Annotated in this window: 16 protein-coding genes; 11 read left to right on the forward strand and 5 right to left on the reverse strand. The window is 55.4% G+C overall.

What is annotated here, in order from left to right:
- Positions 1-39: 39 nt before the first annotated feature.
- Positions 40-1,230, reverse strand: a complete 1,191-nt coding sequence (hmpA, locus tag L2097_RS00250) for an NO-inducible flavohemoprotein (RefSeq protein ID WP_250351910.1) — start codon at positions 1,228-1,230, stop codon at positions 40-42.
- Positions 1,231-1,549: 319 nt separating this feature from the next.
- Between hmpA and glyA the strand changes: the two genes are divergently transcribed.
- Positions 1,550-2,803: a serine hydroxymethyltransferase gene (gene glyA / locus L2097_RS00255; RefSeq protein ID WP_015370305.1), complete on the forward strand. Its 1,254-nt coding sequence runs from the start codon at positions 1,550-1,552 to the stop codon at positions 2,801-2,803.
- A gap of 49 nt (positions 2,804-2,852) precedes the next feature.
- Here glyA and L2097_RS00260 read toward each other — a convergent pair whose 3' ends face one another.
- Positions 2,853-3,752 carry a nickel/cobalt efflux protein RcnA gene (locus L2097_RS00260; protein WP_085005423.1) on the reverse strand — a complete coding sequence of 300 codons (900 nt, stop codon included), beginning with the start codon at positions 3,750-3,752 and terminating at the stop codon, positions 2,853-2,855.
- A 141-nt stretch (positions 3,753-3,893) separates the two neighbouring features.
- Here L2097_RS00260 and rcnR point away from each other — a divergent pair, with 141 nt between their 5' ends.
- Positions 3,894-4,166 carry a Ni(II)/Co(II)-binding transcriptional repressor RcnR gene (gene rcnR / locus L2097_RS00265; protein ID WP_047369263.1) on the forward strand — a complete coding sequence of 91 codons (273 nt, stop codon included), beginning with the start codon at positions 3,894-3,896 and terminating at the stop codon, positions 4,164-4,166.
- On the opposite strand, the gene L2097_RS00270 is transcribed toward rcnR, so the two are convergent.
- Entirely contained in the window at positions 4,163-5,356 is a 1,194-nt protein-coding gene (locus L2097_RS00270; protein ID WP_250351911.1) for an ROK family protein, read from the reverse strand. The two genes, rcnR and L2097_RS00270, sit on opposite strands and share 4 nt — an antisense overlap.
- Positions 5,357-5,473: 117 nt before the next feature.
- Between L2097_RS00270 and L2097_RS00275 the strand changes: the two genes are divergently transcribed.
- The 7 genes from L2097_RS00275 to L2097_RS00305 all read left to right on the forward strand — a co-directional run bounded on the left by L2097_RS00275 (position 5,474) and on the right by L2097_RS00305 (position 15,662).
- Complete coding sequence (locus L2097_RS00275) at positions 5,474-8,755, forward strand: DUF5107 domain-containing protein (RefSeq protein WP_250351912.1); 3,282 nt, start codon at positions 5,474-5,476, stop codon at positions 8,753-8,755.
- A gap of 139 nt (positions 8,756-8,894) precedes the next feature.
- Positions 8,895-9,878 carry a substrate-binding domain-containing protein gene (locus tag L2097_RS00280; protein WP_047369266.1) on the forward strand — a complete coding sequence of 328 codons (984 nt, stop codon included), beginning with the start codon at positions 8,895-8,897 and terminating at the stop codon, positions 9,876-9,878.
- Positions 9,879-9,890: 12 nt separating this feature from the next.
- Positions 9,891-11,402, forward strand: a complete 1,512-nt coding sequence (locus tag L2097_RS00285; RefSeq protein ID WP_250351913.1) for a sugar ABC transporter ATP-binding protein — start codon at positions 9,891-9,893, stop codon at positions 11,400-11,402.
- A 25-nt stretch (positions 11,403-11,427) separates the two neighbouring features.
- Positions 11,428-12,423 (forward strand): ABC transporter permease, encoded by a 996-nt coding sequence (locus tag L2097_RS00290; protein ID WP_250351914.1) that lies wholly within the window; start codon positions 11,428-11,430, stop codon positions 12,421-12,423.
- Between the two features lie 62 nt (positions 12,424-12,485).
- A complete protein-coding gene (locus L2097_RS00295) occupies positions 12,486-13,547 on the forward strand; it encodes a zinc-dependent alcohol dehydrogenase family protein (protein WP_250353108.1) in 1,062 nt (353 codons plus the stop codon).
- 11 nt (positions 13,548-13,558) lie between these two features.
- Complete coding sequence (locus L2097_RS00300) at positions 13,559-14,422, forward strand: aldose 1-epimerase (RefSeq protein WP_250351915.1); 864 nt, start codon at positions 13,559-13,561, stop codon at positions 14,420-14,422.
- A gap of 100 nt (positions 14,423-14,522) precedes the next feature.
- Entirely contained in the window at positions 14,523-15,662 is a 1,140-nt protein-coding gene (locus L2097_RS00305) for a 3-phenylpropionate MFS transporter (protein WP_047369269.1), read from the forward strand.
- Here L2097_RS00305 and csiE read toward each other — a convergent pair.
- Entirely contained in the window at positions 15,659-16,936 is a 1,278-nt protein-coding gene (csiE, locus tag L2097_RS00310) for a stationary phase inducible protein CsiE (protein ID WP_047369270.1), read from the reverse strand. The genes L2097_RS00305 and csiE overlap by 4 nt on opposite strands.
- Positions 16,937-17,060: 124 nt before the next feature.
- Between csiE and L2097_RS00315 the strand changes: the two genes are divergently transcribed.
- Entirely contained in the window at positions 17,061-17,699 is a 639-nt protein-coding gene (locus tag L2097_RS00315) for a DUF1007 family protein (RefSeq protein ID WP_047369271.1), read from the forward strand.
- The gene (locus L2097_RS00320) at positions 17,690-18,670 is read left to right on the forward strand and encodes a nickel/cobalt transporter (protein WP_250351916.1); all 981 of its coding nucleotides are present in this window, start codon (positions 17,690-17,692) and stop codon (positions 18,668-18,670) included. Before L2097_RS00315 ends, L2097_RS00320 begins: the two co-directional genes overlap by 10 nt.
- Positions 18,671-18,722: 52 nt before the next feature.
- On the opposite strand, the gene suhB is transcribed toward L2097_RS00320, so the two are convergent.
- Complete coding sequence (gene suhB, locus L2097_RS00325) at positions 18,723-19,526, reverse strand: inositol-1-monophosphatase (RefSeq protein ID WP_047369273.1); 804 nt, start codon at positions 19,524-19,526, stop codon at positions 18,723-18,725.
- Positions 19,527-19,613 lie beyond the last annotated feature (87 nt).

A 19,613-nucleotide genomic window follows, 5' to 3' on the forward strand; every position in this document is an offset into this window, starting at 1 on the left:
CTCCCTCACCCCTTGCGGGGTGAGGGCCAAACCCGTCACTTACAACACTTTGTGCGGGCCAAAGCATTCGTAATGAATGTTCTCAGCATTAATCCCCAGACCGACTAATTGCCTGGCGGTGAACTGCATAAACGGCACCGGGCCGCAGAGATAGAACTGCATGGCCGGATCGCTGAATGCCGACTCAAGTTTACTTAGATCCATCAACCCTTCGCTATCAAAGGCCTGCGCCTGTTTATCAAAATGGGTAGGCGCGCGGTACCAGACGTGAGACGTCACGCGCGGCAGTTTGCTGCTCAGTGTTTTCACCTCCCCGGCAAAGGCGTGAACATCGCCATTTTCCGCAGCATGAAACCAGTTTACCTGCGCGTTATGCCCTGTCCTGGCGAGCGTATCCAGCATCGCCAGCATCGGTGTCTGGCCGACGCCAGCGGAGATAAGCGTGACCGGGGTGTTACTCTCGACATCCATAAAGAAATCGCCTGCGGGGGCCGCCAGATGTACCACATCGCCGACCTGCGCGCGCTGATGCAGCCAGGTTGATACCTGCCCGCCTTCTTCGCGTTTCACCGCGATACGATAATGTTTGCCGTCAGGGGCGCGGGTCAGGGAATACTGGCGAATTTCCTGATAAGCAAATTCTTCCGGTTTCAGCCAGATGCCGATGTATTGCCCAGGGCGAAAATCAGCAACGGGTTGTCCATCAACAGGCGCGAATTCAAAGCTGGTGATTAACGCGCTTTGCTCGGTTTTTTCCACCAGACGAAACGGGCGTGTCCCTTCCCAGCCGCCGGTCTTGCTCGCGTTTTCAGTATACAGTTGCGCTTCCCGCTGGATAAAAACGCCAGCGAGCACGCCATAGGCTTTACCCCATGCGTCGAGAACGTCCTTGCCTGGGCTGAACATTTCATCAAGCGTCGCCAGCAAGTGATGACCGACAATGTCGTATTGTGCAGGCTTGATCTGAAAGCTGGTGTGTTTTTGAGCAATTTTTTCCACCGCAGGCAATAACGCGGCGAGGTTATCAAGGTTGCTGGCATAGGCCGCAATAGCGTTGAACAACGCTTCGCGCTGATCGCCGTTACGCTGATTGCTCATGTTGAAAATCTCTTTGAGCTCGGGGTTGTGCGTAAACATCCGATCGTAAAAATGCGCGGTCAGTTTTGGACCGGTTTCCAGCAGCAGGGGAATGGTGGCTTTCACCGTTGCGATGGTCTGAACGTCAAGCATGGTTGCTTCCTGTTAGGTGATTTATAAGATGTATTTGAAATGCATCTTATAGGTGAAATGCCTGGGTTGTAAAGAGGGGGGCGGGGGCAACAACGAATTACAAACGTGAAGAAGTTGCATCACAAACGTGAAAAGAATTCCGTTGCAAAGGTAAAGTGCATTATCTCTCAAACCCTTGTCTGGCGCGCAGCCAATCGTTTGCGTAAAAACCTTTGTCAAGACCTGTTATCGCGATATGAATCAGTTATACTGTGAGCCGTCACCCAAAACGGGCCCTCAAATTTGAGTTGCTTTATTGTTAGCTGAGCAGGAGATGCGGATGTTAAAACGTGAAATGAACATTGCCGATTATGATGCCGAACTGTGGCAGGCTATGGAGCAGGAAAAAGTACGTCAGGAAGAACACATTGAACTGATCGCCTCCGAGAACTACACCAGCCCGCGTGTAATGCAGGCGCAGGGCTCTCAGCTGACCAACAAATATGCCGAAGGTTATCCGGGCAAACGCTACTATGGCGGTTGCGAGTATGTCGATATCGTTGAACAACTGGCGATCGACCGTGCAAAAGAGCTGTTCGGCGCTGACTATGCGAACGTACAGCCGCACTCCGGCTCTCAGGCTAACTTCGCAGTCTACACCGCGCTGCTGCAACCGGGTGATACCGTTCTGGGTATGAACCTGGCGCAAGGCGGCCACCTGACTCACGGCTCCCCGGTCAACTTCTCCGGTAAACTGTACAACATCATTCCTTACGGTATCGATGAGTCCGGTAAAATTGACTACGAAGACATGGCGAAGCAGGCTCAGGAACACAAACCGAAGATGATCATCGGTGGTTTCTCTGCGTATTCCGGTATCGTTGACTGGGCAAAAATGCGTGAAATCGCAGACAGCATTGGCGCATACCTGTTCGTCGACATGGCACACGTTGCCGGTCTGATTGCGGCCGGTGTCTATCCGAACCCGGTTCCACACGCTCACGTCGTCACGACGACCACCCACAAAACCCTGGCGGGTCCACGTGGTGGTCTGATCCTGGCAAAAGGCGGTAGCGAAGAGCTGTACAAAAAACTGAATTCCGCTGTCTTCCCGAGCGCTCAGGGCGGCCCGCTGATGCACGTTATCGCGGCGAAAGCCGTCGCGCTGAAAGAAGCGATGGAGCCAGAGTTCAAAGTCTACCAGCAACAGGTTGCTAAAAACGCGAAAGCGATGGTGGAAGTGTTCCTGAACCGTGGCTACAAAGTGGTGTCTGGCGGTACGGAAAACCACCTGTTTCTGCTGGATCTGGTCGACAAAAACCTGACCGGTAAAGAAGCGGATGCGGCGCTGGGTCGTGCTAACATCACCGTCAACAAAAACAGCGTGCCGAACGATCCGAAGAGCCCGTTTGTGACTTCCGGTATCCGTATCGGTTCTCCGGCAGTGACGCGTCGCGGTTTTAAAGAAGCGGAAGTGAAAGAGTTGGCTGGCTGGATGTGTGATGTACTGGACAACATCAATGATGAAGCGGTTATTGAGCGCGTCAAAGGTAAAGTTCTGGATATCTGCGCACGCTTCCCGGTTTATGCATAAGTCCTGAAAGCATATAAAAATGCCCGCACCTCGCGGGCATTTTTTTGCCTTATTGCAGGGTGTAATAACCGTGAACGCCCATATAAATCCCCACCAGCGCAATCAATATGCTGGAGAAATAGGGCGCGCGCCGCGCAAGGGTGTTGAATCCTGACCAGCGTTTCGCTGCCTGCTGTACGCTTACTGCAGCCCCCACGCCCACCGCCACCAGGGTTAATGCCAGACCGAGACTAAAGCACACCACCATCGTAGCGCCCAGCGTTAACGCTTTAAGCTGAATACAGATCAACAGCACAGTGATCGCTGCCGGGCAGGGGATGAGTCCACCTGTCAGGCCAAACAGCAGAATTTGCCCGTTAGTCACCTTAGTACCGTTAAAGCGGCGCTCAATATCCCGCGCATGGGCCAGTTCGTGCGCGTCACGATACTCTTCTTGTTTCTCAACTTTCCGCACAGAAAGGATCACCGGCCGGTTCAGACTCAGGCTGGCGGCCTGGGCCGGCTGGAAAACCAACCCTTGAGAATGAGTGTGGGCAGGCGAATGATCATGATCGTGGTGGTGATCGTGATGGGCGTGGTCATGGTGGTGGTGACCCGCGTGCCACTGTCGCTCACCTTGCCAGGTACGCCAGAACATCCATGCGGCTGTACCCAGAATGATCACCGCTGAAATTATCTGCATCCAGGGCTCCACGGCTTCGGCGGTGAACCGACGGCTGATAAACATTCCGCCCATGGCGATAAGCCAGACTACCGCCGTATGAGATAGTGTCGCCGCAAGGCCAAGCATAACCGCCTGTTTTATGGTGCCTTTGATCGCAATGATAAAGGCCGCCATCATCGTTTTTGAATGCCCCGGCTCAAGGCCGTGTAGCGCGCCGAGCAGAATGGCGCTCGGAATGAAAACCCAGCCATTTCCCTGCTGAAAGAGGGTTGCAAAATCGGTCATGAGAATAATTCTCGCTAATTGTTTTCTCTTTTCAATTTACTCCCCCCGGTAAAAAATACTACCCCCCAGTAGAAAGAAACTCCCCCCCAGTTGTTCTATGGTATGATTTTTCCACTCAGCAGAGGGGAAAGTGAGGTCAGTATGTCGCATACCATTCGGGATAAAAAAAAGCTCAAAGCGCGGGCGAGTAAGATTGAAGGACAAGTGGCGGCACTGAAAAAAATGCTCGATGAACCGCATGAATGCGCCCAGGTTTTGCAGCAAATCGCCGCTATTCGCGGAGCGGTTAACGGTTTGATGCGAGAGGTTATCAAAGGGCATTTGACCGATCATATCGTTCATGAAAATGATGAGGTCAAACGTGAAGCCGACCTTGATGTGGTGCTGAGTGTGCTGGATTCCTATATTCGCTAGTGCATTTCACTGAGCAGTGCCTCAACGTACAAATAGCCAATACCCATAATTTGTTGAGCGCGACTTAACTGCCCCATTTCAATCTGTGTGGCCTTAATACGCGGATTCCCGCCCTGATCGAACGGGTTCAGCCCGGTCTGTTGCACGATAGTGCTCAGCCAGCGCTCCCCAAATGCGCAGCTTCGCCCGTATAGCCATATCTGGTTGATATTCAGGATATTGAGGAAGTTATACAAACTCAGGCCGATAGCGCTGGCAGCATTTTCCACCCACGCCATGATTCGCGCATCGCCGTTTTGCCATGCGGCAATCAACTGCGTGGTCGTGAGGGCATCGGGATCCAGCATCGGCGCAGATTGCGACTTCAACCAGATCCGCGCCTGTTTTTTCAGCGCGCTTAATGATGCAACGGTTTCAAGGCAGCCATAGCGCCCACAATCGCAGGCCACGCCGTCCGGGTTGATAATGGTGTGACCTATCTGTCCACTGCCATAGAGCGTCCCGCGGTAAATCCGTTCGTTAATGACGAAGGAGGAGCCAATACCGTAATCCACGTTGATGACGCAGAAATCCCGTGCCTGGCCGTGATTCTGCCACTTCTCCGCCAGGGCCAGCATTACGCAGTCGTTATCCACCAGAACGCGTACACCCAGCTTCTCCTCCAGCAGATACTTCAGCTCAATCGGCTCGCTCCACGGGGCCTGCGGCATATTTTGCGATACACCGGTTACCGGGTCGACCTGCCCGTGGATCCCCAGCGCCAGGTTGAGCGTGCGCCCCGGCCACGCTTTGCGGTAGCGATGCCAGCACTGCTCAATCGCAGCCAGCAAGGCCTGTGGGTGAGGGGCGTTCAACGTATGACGTTCGTACTCCCCCTTCGGGCTCATGCAGGCATTGGCGAGCTGGCATTCGATGCTGGTCGGCGTGATGTTCATGCAGAGCGTCCAGTCACCTTCCGGCGCAATCAGCCAGGTTCCGCTACTGTGGCCGCGGGAGGGTTTCTCGTCCATCACATTCAACACGCGGTGCTCTGCCGCCAGCTCCTCAAGGATGTTGCTTATCGCGGGAATAGAAACCTGCGCCAGCTTTGCCAACGTGGATTTGGTCGCGCGCTTTTCACGGTAAAGGTGCTCCAGTACTACGCATTTATTGATGCGGCGAATCTGTTGATTGTTAATGCAGACGCTCATGGTTACTAAACCTTGTTTAGTGTATTGCGTGATTATTATGCGAAAACGCCTTGTCTTAGTCTGTCAGACTGCCCACAAATCCACATTTTAGTATGTCTTGTTAATTAAGAGGGCAATATGGAACCCGTAAAAGTCTGGCGTGAAACCGTCTTTATCCCTACTTACGAAACCGGTCCGCAGGACACTCACCCTATGTTTCTTGAAAACCGCGTTTATCAGGGGTCAACGGGGGCCGTCTACCCCTACGGGGTGACCGATACGCTGAGCGACAGCAAAACAGAGAAAGCGTGGCAGGCGGTCTGGCTGGAAAATGACTATCTGAAAATCATGATCCTTCCGGAACTGGGCGGGCGTGTACAGAAGGCGTTTGATAAGGTCAAACAGCGCGATTTTGTCTATCACAATGAGGTCATCAAACCGGCGCTGGTCGGTCTGCTCGGTCCCTGGATCTCGGGGGGCATTGAGTTCAACTGGCCACAGCACCATCGCCCGACCACCTACATGCCGGTGGATTGCACGTTTGAAGAGCATGACGACGGCAGCAAGACGGTATGGGTCGGAGAAACTGAGCCGATGCACGGGCTACAGGTGATGACCGGCTTCACTCTGCGCCCGAATCGCGCTGCGCTCGAAATTGGCAGCCGCGTCTACAATGCTAACGCCACGCCGCGCCACTTTTTATGGTGGGCAAACCCGGCGGTGAAAGGGGGTGATGACCATCAAAGCGTCTTCCCGCCTGATGTGACAGCCGTGTTCGACCACGGCAAACGAGCCGTGTCCGCGTTCCCCATCGCCACCGGGACTTACTACAAAGTCGATTATTCCGCTGGGGTCGACATTTCCCGCTATAAGAACGTGCCAGTCCCGACCTCGTACATGGCGGAGAAGTCGGCCTATGACTTCGTCGGGGCCTGGTCGCATGATGAAGACGGCGGGCTGTTGCACGTTGCCGACCACCATATTGCGCCTGGCAAGAAACAGTGGAGTTGGGGACACAGTGAATTTGGTCAGGCCTGGGATCGTAGCCTCACCGATATCAACGGACCCTACATTGAGCTGATGACCGGGATCTTTGCCGATAATCAGCCCGATTTCACCTGGCTTGATGCGTATGAAGAGAAACGCTTTGTGCAGTATTTCCTGCCGTACCACACCCTCGGGATGGTACAGAACGCCTCACGGGATGCGGTATTAAAGCTGCAGCGCAGTGACAACGGCGTGGAGTGGGGGCTGTATGCCATTGCTTCACTGGAAGGATACCGTTTAACGCTCACCGGGGCAGGCAATCCGAAGCCGCTGCTGGACGAAAGCGTAAATCTGGCACCGTGCTCGGTGCTACAGGGCGAGCTTGACGTTGCTCTCCCTACGCGACTGACGCTTACGCTGACGGATGCGAATGGCATCGTCGTTCTGGCGTATGAAGAGCACCAGCCTGGTGAGTTGCCTCTGCCGGAGGTAGCGACCGCCCCTGCCGCTGCAGAAAACATAACCTCAGCCGATGAAGCCTGGTTTATTGGTCAGCACCTTGAGCAGTACAACCATGCCAGCCGTTCGGCCTTTGATTATTACATCCGTGGCGTGGCGATTGATCCGCTCGATTATCGCTGCAACCTGGCGCTGGCCACCCTCGAATATAACCGTGCTGACTACCCGCGCGCCGTCGAATATGCGACGCAGGCGTTGGCTCGCGCACACCGACTGAATAAAAATCCGCAGTGCGGGCAGGCCAGTTTTATTCGTGCCAGCGCCCTTGAACGCCAGCAATGCTTCCCGGAGGCGAAAGAGGATTTCTGGCGGGCGACCTGGAGCGGCAACAGCAAAGCGGCGGGTTTTTATGGGCTGGCACGCCTGGCTGCCCGTGAGTTGCACTACCCGGAGGGCATCGAGTTTTGCCGCCAGAGTCTACGGGCTTGCCCGACCAATCAGGACGTTCTGTGCCTGCAGGTACGCCTGCTGCAGTTGAGCGGTGATGCAGAAGAGGCGAAGGCAAATCTACAGACGCTGCGTCATGACTACCCGCTGAACCCAACGGTGTGGTGGCTGCAATGGCAAAGCGAAGGCAGTGATGAAGCGCTGAACGCCTGGCGCGACATCTGCGGCGGGCGCGATATCAACGCGCTACTCACTGCCGGGCAGCTATTGAGTTGGGGAATGAAAACTGAGGCTATCGGGGTACTGGAGAAACTGGCTTGTGAGCGCACCTTGCCACTGTTGCTACAAGCGAGCTTGCTCACTGAATCCGACCGTGCGCCGCTGATTGCCCGTGCTATTGACGCTTTCCCGCGCTTTGTGCGTTTCCCAAATACGCTGGATGAAGTGGATGCATTAAACATGCTCCCGGAAAGTGCGTTTGCCCGTCATTTGCTGGCCTGTTTCCACTACAGTAAGCGCAATGACGAAAAAGCGGTGGCGCTCTGGCAGCAGTGCGTGGCGATGGACGACAGCGTGGCTGATGCCTGGCGTGGTCTCGCCATATACGCCTGGAATAAGCAACAGGATGAAACGCTCGCCGCCCGTTATCTCGACACTGCCTGCCGTTTATTACCCGACGACGCGCGTTTGCTGTTTGAGCGTGATTTGCTGGCAAAACTTACGGGGGCCACGCCGCAAAGTCGACTGACACGGCTGGAGGCTAACCTTCCATGTGCCTTAAAACGCGATGACATGACGGCGGAGTTGCTTAACCTCTGGCACCTGTGTGGTGAAACAGAGAAAGCCACCGCCGTGCTAAAGCATCGTAAATTCCACCCCTGGGAAGGGGGTGAAGGTAAAATTACGGGCCAGTTTATTCTCAATCAATTGCTGCAGGCGTGGCAGGCCATCGACGCTCACCATCCGGCCCGCGCAGAATTATTGCTCACCGCCGCCTTGCGTTACCCGGAAAACCTGAGTGAAGGACGTTTGCCTGGGCAGACCGACAACGACATCTGGTTCTGGTTAGGTGTCTGTGCCCGGCTGCAACGAGATGAGGCGCAGGCGCAGGCGGCCTGGCAAAAAGCCGCGCAGGGTGACCGCACACTCAATGTCCATAGTTATTACAACGACCAGCCCGCAGATTATCTCTTCTGGCAGGGCATGGCGCTGCGCATGCTGGGCGATAACGTTGCTGCTGACGCGCTGTTTACGGATATGGCGCAGTGGGCAGCCAATATGCTCCACGCCCCGGTTGAAGCGGATTTCTTTGCTGTTTCGCAGCCCGATTTGCTCTCACTGTACGGCTCTTTGCAACAGCAGCATCAGGAGAAGTGCCTGTACATTCAGGCGTTGTCCGCAGCGGGCATGGGGGATGAATATCAATGGAGCCAGGCCAGCGCAGCGCTGACGAAACTTAACCCCGCCTGGCCGAAAGCGGCGCTCTTTTCGCGGGTGATGTCCTATGTGCTGCATCTCATTCACTAAATCTTGTTTACTGAAATCTGCGAGCGGCCTGACCGCCGCTCTCAGGTAAATGTATAAAATATTTAAAAATTTAAGGTAACACCACGCGTCTTGCCGCGCGTAAAACACAACAAAACGAAGACCTTACAAGGAGACAATTATGTCCCGCACATTAAAAGCGTCGCTTTTGGCACTGACCCTGTTCCCGTTAGTTACCACTGTTTTTACTGCTCATGCGGCACCGAAAGAGATGACCATCGGTGCTATCTATCTCGACACACAAGGCTACTACGCCGGGGTGCGCCAGGGCGTGCAGGATGCGGCTAAAGCCTCCGAAGTGAAGGTGCAGTTGATTGAAACCAATGCCCAGGGCGATATCTCGAAAGAGAGTTCGTTTATTGACACCCTGGTGGCGCGCAATGTGGACGCCATCATTCTCTCCGCCGTTTCGGAAAACGGCAGCAGCCGCACCATTCGCCGCGCCAGCGAGGCGGGTATTCCGGTGCTTTGTTACAACACCTGCATTAGCCAGAAAGGGGTGGATAAGTACGTTTCTGCCTGGCTGGTAGGTGACCCGATGGAGTTCGGGCGCAAATTAGGCCAGGCCGCAGCGGAGTACTTTGTCGCGAAAAACATCACAGAACCGAAAATTGCGGTTATCAACTGTGAGGCCTACGAAGTGTGCGTGCAGCGCCGCAAAGGCTTCGAAGAGGCGCTGAAAGCGAAAGTGCCGGGGATGAAAATCGTCGCTAATCAGGAAGGGACGGTGCTCGATAAAGCCATCTCCGTGGGTGAAAAGCTGATTATCTCAACGCCGGACATCGACGCCATTATGGGCGAGTCGGGTGGGGCCACGCTCGGTGCAGTGAAAGCGGTTCGCAACCAGAACCAGGCCGGAAAAATTGCGGTGTTTGGTTCTGATATGACCACCGAAATTGCCCAGGAGCTACAAAACAATCAGGTGCTTAAAGCCGTTGTTGATATCTCCGGCAAGAAGATGGGCGATGCGGTCTTTGCCCAGACGATGAACGTTATCAACAAGACACCGCCGAAAGAGAAGGTGATTCAGGTGCCTATCGATCTCTATACCAAAGCGGATGACGGCAAGCAGTGGCTGGCGACTCACGTGGATGGCTTACCCTGACAGAGGCGGAACATGGCGATGGTTATGCATGAAAACCCCATCGCCTCCGTGAAAGGGGGGAATAAGCGTTACCCGGGCGTTGTGGCGCTGGATAACGTTGATTTCACTCTTCACCGAGGTGAAGTCCGGGCCTTGCTCGGTAAAAACGGTGCCGGTAAATCGACGCTCATTCGTATGTTGACTGGCAGTGAACGGCTCGACAGCGGTGAAGTGCGTCTTTCTGGCACGCTGCTGGAGGGTGCGGATGCCACCTTAACCCGCCGTGCGGCGGAGCTTGGCGTACGGGCGGTCTATCAGGAGCTCAGCCTGGTCGAAGGTCTGACGGTGGCAGAAAATCTCTGCCTCGGTCACTGGCCGAAGCAGGGCGGCATGATTGACACCGGGCTCATGCAGCGTCAGGCCCGTCTGTGCCTGGAAAAACTGGGTGTCGATGTTGAACCGGATGCGCTGGTGGAAAACCTGAGCCCGGCGCAAAAACAGCTGGTGGAAATTGCCCGTGTGATGGCCGGGGAACCGGGACTGGTTATCCTCGATGAACCCACCAGTTCGCTGGCCAGCGCCGAAGTGGAATTGGTCATGTCGGCGGTCAAACAGATGTCGGCGCTTGGCGTGGCGGTCATCTACGTGAGCCACCGGATGGAAGAGATCCGGCGGATTGCCTCGTCGGCCACCATCATGCGTGACGGGCAGGTGGCGGGTAATGTGGCGCTGGAAAATACCACCACCGGGCATATTGTCTCGCTGATGCTCGGGCGCGAGCATCAGGATCTCGCTCCGGTCAGCCAGGCGGTTTCCCATGAGGAAACGGTGCTGGAGGTCAAAGGGCTACGAATGCGGCCCAAGCTGGAAGACATTTCATTTCATCTGCAGCGGGGAGAAGTGCTGGGCATTGCCGGTTTGTTGGGGGCAGGGCGCACGGAACTGCTCAAAGCGATCGTTGGTCTGGAAAGTTTCGAGGCGGGCGTCATCACCCTTAACGGCGAAACGCTGCAAAAACCTGACTACGGCGCCATGATCCACCGCGGCATGGGGTATACGCCAGAAAACCGTAAAGAGGCCGGGATCATTCCGCTGCTTGGCGTGGATGAAAATACGGTGATTACCAATCGCCATTCGGTCAGCCGACGGGGTGTGCTGCAATGGGAACGCATTCGGACCTTCACCGAGTCCATCATGCAGCGCATGAGTGTGAAAGCCAGCAGCAGCGAAACCGCTATCGGCACGCTCTCCGGCGGCAATCAGCAAAAAGTGGTGATCGGGCGTTGGGTCTATGCGGGCAGCCAAATCCTGTTGCTCGATGAACCTACGCGCGGTGTCGATATTGAAGCCAAACAGCAAATTTACCGCATCGTCCGTGAACTGGCCCAGGAAGGCAAAAGCGTGGTCTTCATTTCCAGTGAGGTGGAGGAGCTACCGCTGGTGTGTGACCGCATCCTGTTGCTTCAGCAAGGGACGTTTACCCGCGAATTTGTCTCTCCCGTCAGCGTGGATGTACTGATGTCCGCGATTTTGTCCGTCCACTGATGACTGCCCTACAGAGGAATTTACGATGTCTGCCTCATCTATCACCCTGCCGCATGGCAAAAAAGGGTCGCTAAAACAGTTCGTAGGTCGCCATATCAACGTGATTGGCCTGCTGGTGGTGATCGCCATTTTGTACCTGGTGTTTTCGTTCAATGCGCCCGGGTTTATCTCACTAAACAACCAAATGAACGTGCTGCGTGATGCCGCCACTATCGGGATTGCCGCCTGGGCGATGACGCTGATTATTATCTCCGGTGAAATTGATGTCAGCGTCGGGCCCATGGTGGCTTTTGTCTCGGTTTGTCTGGCTTTTTTGCTGCAATTCCAGGTGCCTCTGCTGGTAGCTTGCCTGCTGGTGCTCCTGCTGGGGGCGGTCCTGGGCACGCTGGCGGGCATTTTGCGCGGTGTGTTTAACGTCCCGAGCTTCGTGGCGACCTTAGGGTTATGGAGCGCCCTGCGCGGTATGGGTCTGTTTATGACCAATGCGCTGCCGGTACCTATTGAAGAGAGTGATGTACTGGACTGGCTGGGCGGACAGTTTCTCGGCGTGCCGGTTTCGGCGCTGATCATGATGATTATCTTCGCGCTCTTTGTGTTTATCAGCCGTAAAACCGCCTTTGGTCGCTCGGTGTTCGCCGTGGGCGGCAACGCGACCGCCGCGCAACTTTGCGGCATCAACGTCAAACGGGTGCGTATTCTGATTTTCACGCTGTCCGGCCTGCTGGCATCGGTGACCGGCATTCTGCTGGCGGCGCGCCTGGGGTCGGGCAATGCCGGTGCGGCTAACGGACTGGAGTTCGATGTGATTGCCGCCGTTGTGGTCGGCGGCACCGCGCTTTCCGGCGGACGCGGCTCTTTGCTCGGCACGCTGCTTGGTGTGCTGGTCATCACGCTTATCGGTAACGGGCTGGTGCTGCTTGGAATTAACTCCTTTTTCCAGCAGGTGGTGCGCGGCGTCATCATCGTGGTGGCGGTACTGGCGAACATTCTGCTGACCCAACGTAACAGTAAAAAACGCTGATTCGATGACTCTTCGCGCCGGACAGGGCGCAAACATAATTGCTACAGAGGAACGAGGGAATGATGAAAACCATGCTGGCAGCTTACTTACCGGGCAATTCCACCGTCGATTTGCGGGAAGTACCCGTCCCGCAACCTGGCATCAACCAGGTGTTGATTAAAATGAAGTCGTCGGGTATTTGCGGGAGCGATGTCCATTACATTTACCATCAACATCGGGCGACCGCTGCGGCGCCGGATAAACCGTTGTACCAGGGTTTTATCAATGGGCATGAGCCGTGCGGGCAGATTGTGGCGCGTGGGCCAGGGTGTCGCCATTTCAAAGAGGGTGACCGCGTGCTGGTGTACCACATCTCGGGCTGCGGATTTTGCGCAAACTGTCGCCGGGGATTCCCAATCTCCTGTACCGGAGAAGGCAAAGCCGCTTACGGCTGGCAGCGCGATGGCGGCCACGCCGAATACCTGCTGGCGGAAGAGAAAGATCTCATCCTGCTTCCGGAAGCCCTGAGTTATGAAGATGGCGCTTTTGTGAGTTGTGGCGTGGGTACGGCTTATGAAGGCATTCTGCGCGGAGAGGTGTCCGGTAGTGATAACGTGCTGGTGGTCGGACTCGGCCCGGTGGGGATGATGGCTATGATGCTGGCGCGGGGACGTGGTGCGAAACGCGTCATTGGTGTGGATATGCTGCCGGAACGACTGACGATGGCCAGGCAGCTTGGGGTGATGGACCACGGCTATCTGGCGACCACCGACGGGCTTGCGGCGATCATTGCGGATATCACACGCGGCGGCGCTGATGTGGCGCTCGACTGCTCCGGCAATGCCGCCGGGCGTCTGCTGGCCCTGCAATCTACCGCTGACTGGGGCCGCGTGGTTTATATTGGCGAAACCGGCAAAGTGGAGTTCGAAGTCAGCGCCGATCTGATGCATCACCAGCGGCGCATTATCGGTTCCTGGGTGACCAGTCTTTTCCACATGGAAAAATGTGCGAATGACCTTACCGACTGGAAACTGTGGCCGCGTAATGCCATCACCCACAGATTCTCGCTGGAACAGGCGGGAGAGGCATACGCGCTGATGGCGAGCGGTAAGTGCGGCAAAGTGGTTATCAATTTCCCTGACTGACGAGGCACAAGATGGCGCTTTATACCTTACAGAACGGGGCGTTACGGCTCGTGGTGTCAGAACGCGGTGGGGCCATTGAAGGTTTCTGGCACAACGATACGCCCTTGCTGCGCCCCGGCAAGCAGAGCGGCGTGGCGGTGGAGTCATCCTGCTTCCCACTGGTGCCTTTTGGCAATCGGGTCAGCGGAAATCGCTTTAAATGGGAAGGCGAGTCGTATCATCTGGCGCCGAACGTAGCGTGGGACAGCCACTATCTGCACGGTGACGGCTGGCTGAACGACTGGCAGTGTGACGGGGCGTCAGACGATGGATTAACCCTCGTTTATCAACATCGACATGGGGTTTATCGCTACAAGTCGCAGCAGCATTTTCACCTCTCGGCGTCGTCGTTATCGGTGACGCTTACCGTCACGAATGAGGGGAAAGAGACCCTGCCATTTGGCCTCGGCTGGCACCCGTACTTTCCGCTGAGCGAAACGACGCAGTTACAGGCGAAGGCTTCGGGCTACTGGCTGGAGCGCGAGCAGTGGCTGGCGGGTGAGTACCAGGACAGATTGCCTGACTCACTGGATTTCAATCAGCTGAACGCGCTGCCACGTCGGTGGGTGAACAACGCTTTTGCAGGCTGGAACGGCGAGGCGCTTATCAGGCAGCATGGTTATGTGCTACGGATGAAAACCGAACCTGCTGCCCCTTGTTACTTTGTTTTTGTTTCCGATCCCGCGTTTGATAAAGGCTATGCGTTTGACTTCTTTTGTATTGAGCCGATGAGCCACGCGCCGGACGATCATCACCGATCGCAGGGTGGACATCTGACCGCGTTAAAACCGGGCGAGCGTCTCAGCCAGACAATGGTGCTGGAGTTGCTTTCCTGAAAAAACAGGCCTGCTCGCGAATGGGCAGGCATGTTATCTAACTGTTACTTGCAAGCCTGCCGGTTTCCCTCCAGACTATCGCCTCATTCAGGAGGGAATCATGGTTTTGCAGTCCACGCGCTGGCTGGCGCTCGCTTATTTCACCTATTTTTTTAGTTACGGTATCTTTTTGCCCTTCTGGAGCGTCTGGCTCAAAGGCACAGGACTCACGCCGGAAACCATCGGGATCTTACTCGGCGCAGGCCTGGTGGCGCGTTTTCTCGGTAGCCTGCTTATCGCCCCGCGTGTCAGTAATCCTTCCCTGCTTATCAAAGCATTACGCATACTTGCTCTGATCACGCTGGTGTTTGCTCTCGCGTTCTGGGCCGGGACCAATGTGGCCTGGCTGATGGTGGTGATTATCGGCTTTAATCTCTTTTTCTCACCGCTGGTGCCGCTGACGGATGCGCTTGCCAATACCTGGCAGAAACAGTTTCCCATGGACTACGGTCGGGTACGCGTCTGGGGCTCTATCGCCTTCGTTATTGGATCGGCGGCAACCGGAAAACTGGTTAGCGAGTTTGATTATCGTGCCGTACTGGCAATGCTGACGCTGGGGGTTGCCTCGATGCTGTTGGGGATGTTGCTACGCCCGTCGATTTTGCCTCAGGGAGATACCCGTCATCAGGATGCCACTGGCTGGAAGGCATGGTACTTACTGATAGTAAAAAGCTGGCGTTTCCTGGCTTGCGTTTCGCTACTGCAAGGGGCGCATGCTGCCTATTATGGTTTCAGCGCGATCTACTGGCAGGAAGCGGGATATTCCGCTTCAACGGTGGGTTATCTGTGGTCGTTGGGGGTGGTCGCTGAGGTCATTGTCTTTGCGCTCAGTAACCGATTGTTCCGCCGCTTTAGTGCCCGCGATTTGCTTTTACTGTCTGCCGTTTGCGGACTGGTGCGCTGGGGGCTGATGGGATGGACGACCGATCTGCCGTGGCTTATCGTCGCGCAAATCCTGCACTGCGGTACCTTCACCGTCTGCCATCTGGCCGGTATGCGCTACATCGCTGCCCGCAAAGATAATGAGATAATCCGCCTGCAGGCCGTTTATTCCGCCGTCGCAATGGGGGGCAGTATTGCGGTGATGACCATGTTCTCCGGATTCTTATTTCAGCATCTGCATCAGGGGCTGTTCTGGGTCATGGCGCTACTGGCAGTGCCTGCACTGTTTTTACGCCCTAAGGTTGCCGCTCAGCCTTAAGCTTCAAGCATTTCACGGATATGCGCCTGCTGATGACCGGTCAGCGGGCGATCGGCATGGATTAACGGCGGTGAAAAGAGGGGCAGCGGGGTCGTATACGGGGTCACGATCAGCGTGACATCGCGCGGCGCCCCCTGTTTCTGAAAATCCTGCAGCGGCAAATATTTGATATTGAGCGGTAGCAGTGTGAGTTCGCGCAGTTGCAATTCAATTTCCTGCTCGCGCTCTGGTTCATTGCCGGTAAGCAATACGACCTGTTTTTCATGCAGGTCACTTTCCTGCATCAGCCATGCCCCGAAGATGACCGCCACCAGGCCCGCTTCCTCATCGCTAAAACGTAAGCCATATTCTTTTTCCACCACCAATAACGCTTCGCGGGCGGTGCGTACCAGACGTGGATAAAGACGGAAAATCTCCTCCTGCAGACTGTCATCGATGCCGATACCAAAGAGATTGCGATCCAGCGCCTGGGCCAGATGGACATAGAGCTGCGCTGCCAGTCCTTGCTCATCGCTGAAACGCAGACCGGCAAGTGCGCGAAAGCGGGCAATCATATGGGCAATGGCTTGTTGCAGGCGTTTATCCTGCTGCTGACTGTCGTTCAGCGGATCCGGCGTGCGCAGCATCATAAACAGCAGTGAAAGAAAGGCATGTTCATTGCCGGGCGGTAACGCGGTGACACGGCGACGCCAGTGACGCACGATTTCATGCGCCGCTGCGTATTCTGCGCGCATCTGTGTCCATGCCTGCTGAACCGGGTTAAACTCCGGCGTAAACCCGTAGTGGCTTTGTAGCAGGCAGTACTGGAGATAAAGACGCAGGAATTGAATGTCACGGCATTCAAATGAGCGCTCTAAGCGCCGGGCGCAGAGGTTAATCAGCGCGCGCAAATTGGTATCGTCATACAGCGTGCGGGCAACGCCCTGTTGCTTGAGTGCGGCTTTGAGCGCTGGCGCATACTGCTGGGCGATAAAATGGGGGCACAGGCGCAGCCCTCGCCGGAGCCATTGCAACAGGCATAAACGTTGGTCAAGTGCTGTGCCTTCAATCCGGTAGCTGCCGTCCTGTCGGGACGTAATATTAAGCCGATGAAAACGCTGGATCTCATGGTCAGTATCGGCAATATCCTGCCGGGTGACCTCTTCGTCCACGCCATTCATGGCACGTATGATTTCCGTGGTGACAGTGTGCCCGGGGAGTGCGAGCATCAAAAGCACCTGGCAGCGGCGCTGCGGACTGGAGAGCACAGATGGCGGTGTCATTTCTATGGTCATCTGTCAGGCCCCAGTAAGGTTATTTGATAAGAATAGCTAAAGGTATGTCTGGTGAAAGCGCAGCCGCAGCCCTTTCCTTCAGGATTGCCGGAGAGCATCACAGAATTTTTCTCGTGAGGAATACATGCAAGCAGTTAAACAATGTGCTTTTGGGCTCTTTCTCGCATTTTTATCATTCAGTGCGCTGGCGCATCCGCACAGTTTCATCCGTATAAAAATGCAGCTCGTGGTGGATAACGGGCAGTGGACCGGGCTGAATATGCGCTGGACGATGGATGAAATTACCTCCGCAGACCTCCTCTATGATGCAGGCGATGCCAAACCGGGTGACGAAATCTGGAAAAAGCTGGCGGCGGAAGTAATGGCCAATGTGCTGGGGCAGCATTACTTCACCGAGGTCTGGCATAACGGGCAAAAAGTGAAATTTCAAAATCGACCCTTAAGCTATGGTCTCGCGAGGGAAGGACATAAGGCGGTACTTACCTTTATCTTGCCGCTGGCAGAACCGCAGCCACTAAGTGGGCAGACGTATACTTTTTCTACTTATGATCCAACCTATTTTGTCGACATGAGTTACGCCAGTGAGAGTGATGCCACGCTGCCTGATTCGCTGCAAAAGACATGCAAACTTACAGTTAAAACACCGAAGCCGGGGGAAGATGTGCTGAACTATGCCCAATCACTGGATAAAGCGGATGCTCCGGAGGAAGACATGCAGTTGGGTAAACAATTCGCGCAGACGGTGACTGTCCAATGCCCGTGATCGCCACAACACGCCGACCGCTGCGGCGCTGGCAGCAGTGGTGGCCGCTTGCTCTCTTTATTCTGTTCGCGCTGGGCGCTGCACTATGGCTCTGGCACATCTGGCCGCAGGTATTGCGTGAAAGTGTCAGCTGGCAGCGTGGGTTTAACCGGCAAATGAGCGCGCTGATTCAGGCTGTGGCAGAAAACCCGACCGCCGCGGGCGGTTCTCTGCTGCTGGTGAGCTTTATGTATGGCGTACTGCATGCGCTGGGGCCGGGGCATGGAAAAGTGGTGATCGCCACCTGGCTTGCAACGCATCCTTCGCGTCTGAAATCCAGTATTGGGCTGACGCTGGCTTCTTCCTTACTGCAAGGACTGGTGGCGGTGACGCTGGTTTTTGTGGTCTTGAGCGTGCTGGCGCTACCGGCTCGCCAATTGCACTTAAGCAGCTTCTGGCTGGAAAAAGGAAGCTATGCGCTGGTGGGCGTACTGGGCATATTGCTCTGCTGGCGTGCGGTCAAAAAACTTCGCCGCCTGTTACGCCAACCCACGTTTAACGCGTTTACGCCCTATCATGAGCATCATGAACATTGCGGCTGTGGGCATCAGCATCTGCCCACATCGGAGCAGCTACTGCAGGGTGACGACTGGCGCGCGCGTTTGATGATCATTCTCTCGATGGGGATGCGACCCTGTTCCGGGGCCATTATGGTTCTTCTGTTCAGTAAGGTGATTGGCGTTTTCGGCTGGGGTGTGGCGTCGGCGATGGCGATGGCGGCCGGGACATCATTGACTATCTCAACGCTGGCGCTACTGGTGCACAGTTTTCGTCAACTGGCGGTGAAATTAAGTGCGAATAAGGCGCCTGCCTTATGGAAACAGGTTGGCTGGACGACGCTGGCGCTGGCAGGTGGGGCCATTCTTGTCACCGCATCGGTTGTAATGTGGCTGAGTGCGGAAATGATGGTAAGAGGGTTGCGGCCTTTTTGATTCACCGCAAGAGGATACCGCTTGCAGCCGGGCCGCAAGCGGTTATCAGGCATTAACGCTTGAGTGCTTCGCTCAGCTCTTCGCGCATGTTCGCCAGCATCGCTTTCACCACGCGTGGGTTACCTGCAACGATGTTGCCGGTTGTCATATAGTTATGACCGCCGGTGAAATCGCAAACCAGGCCGCCTGCTTCACGAACCAGCAGTTCACCCGCCGCGAAATCCCACGGTTTGAGGGCGATTTCGAAGAAACCGTCAACGCGGCCCGCAGCCACATAGGCCAGGTCCAGCGCAGCAGAACCGGTACGACGGAAATCCGCGCACTCAGTAAACAGTTTGCCAACGATGTTGATGTAGGTCGCCGCGTGTTGCTTGGCTTTGAACGGGAAGCCGGTCGCCAGAATGGTGCCGTCCAGATCGCGCGCAGTGCTGCCACGCAGACGGTAGCCGTTCAGCTGTGCGCCCTGACCACGGGTTGCCGTGAAGAGTTCATTACGCATTGGATCGTAAACGACTGCGACTTCGGTGCGGCCTTTAATGCGCACGGCGATAGAGACGGAGAAATGTGGCAGACGTTTGATGAAGTTGGTGGTGCCATCCAGTGGATCGATAACCCATTGAACATCCTGATCTGTGCCTTCATGCTCACCGCTTTCTTCGGTGATAATGGTGTGTTGCGGGTAAGATTTACGGATAGTGTCGATAATCACTGCTTCTGCAGCTTTATCTACGTTAGTCACGAAATCGTTACTGCCTTTCTGGCTCGCTTCTACAGCGTCCGGGGTTTCATAGTTTTTGGCAATTACATTACCCGCCTTGCGCGCAGCACGCACGGCGATGGTCAGCATCGGATGCATCGGTTTCTCTCACTGGATGTTAAAGAACGGAAAACGGCGCGTATGATAGCAGCGAATTCGGATTATGTCTTCGGTTTATGATAATAT

The organism is Citrobacter sp. MNAZ 1397 (genome assembly GCF_023613995.1).
Classification (GTDB): domain Bacteria; phylum Pseudomonadota; class Gammaproteobacteria; order Enterobacterales; family Enterobacteriaceae; genus Phytobacter; species Phytobacter ursingii.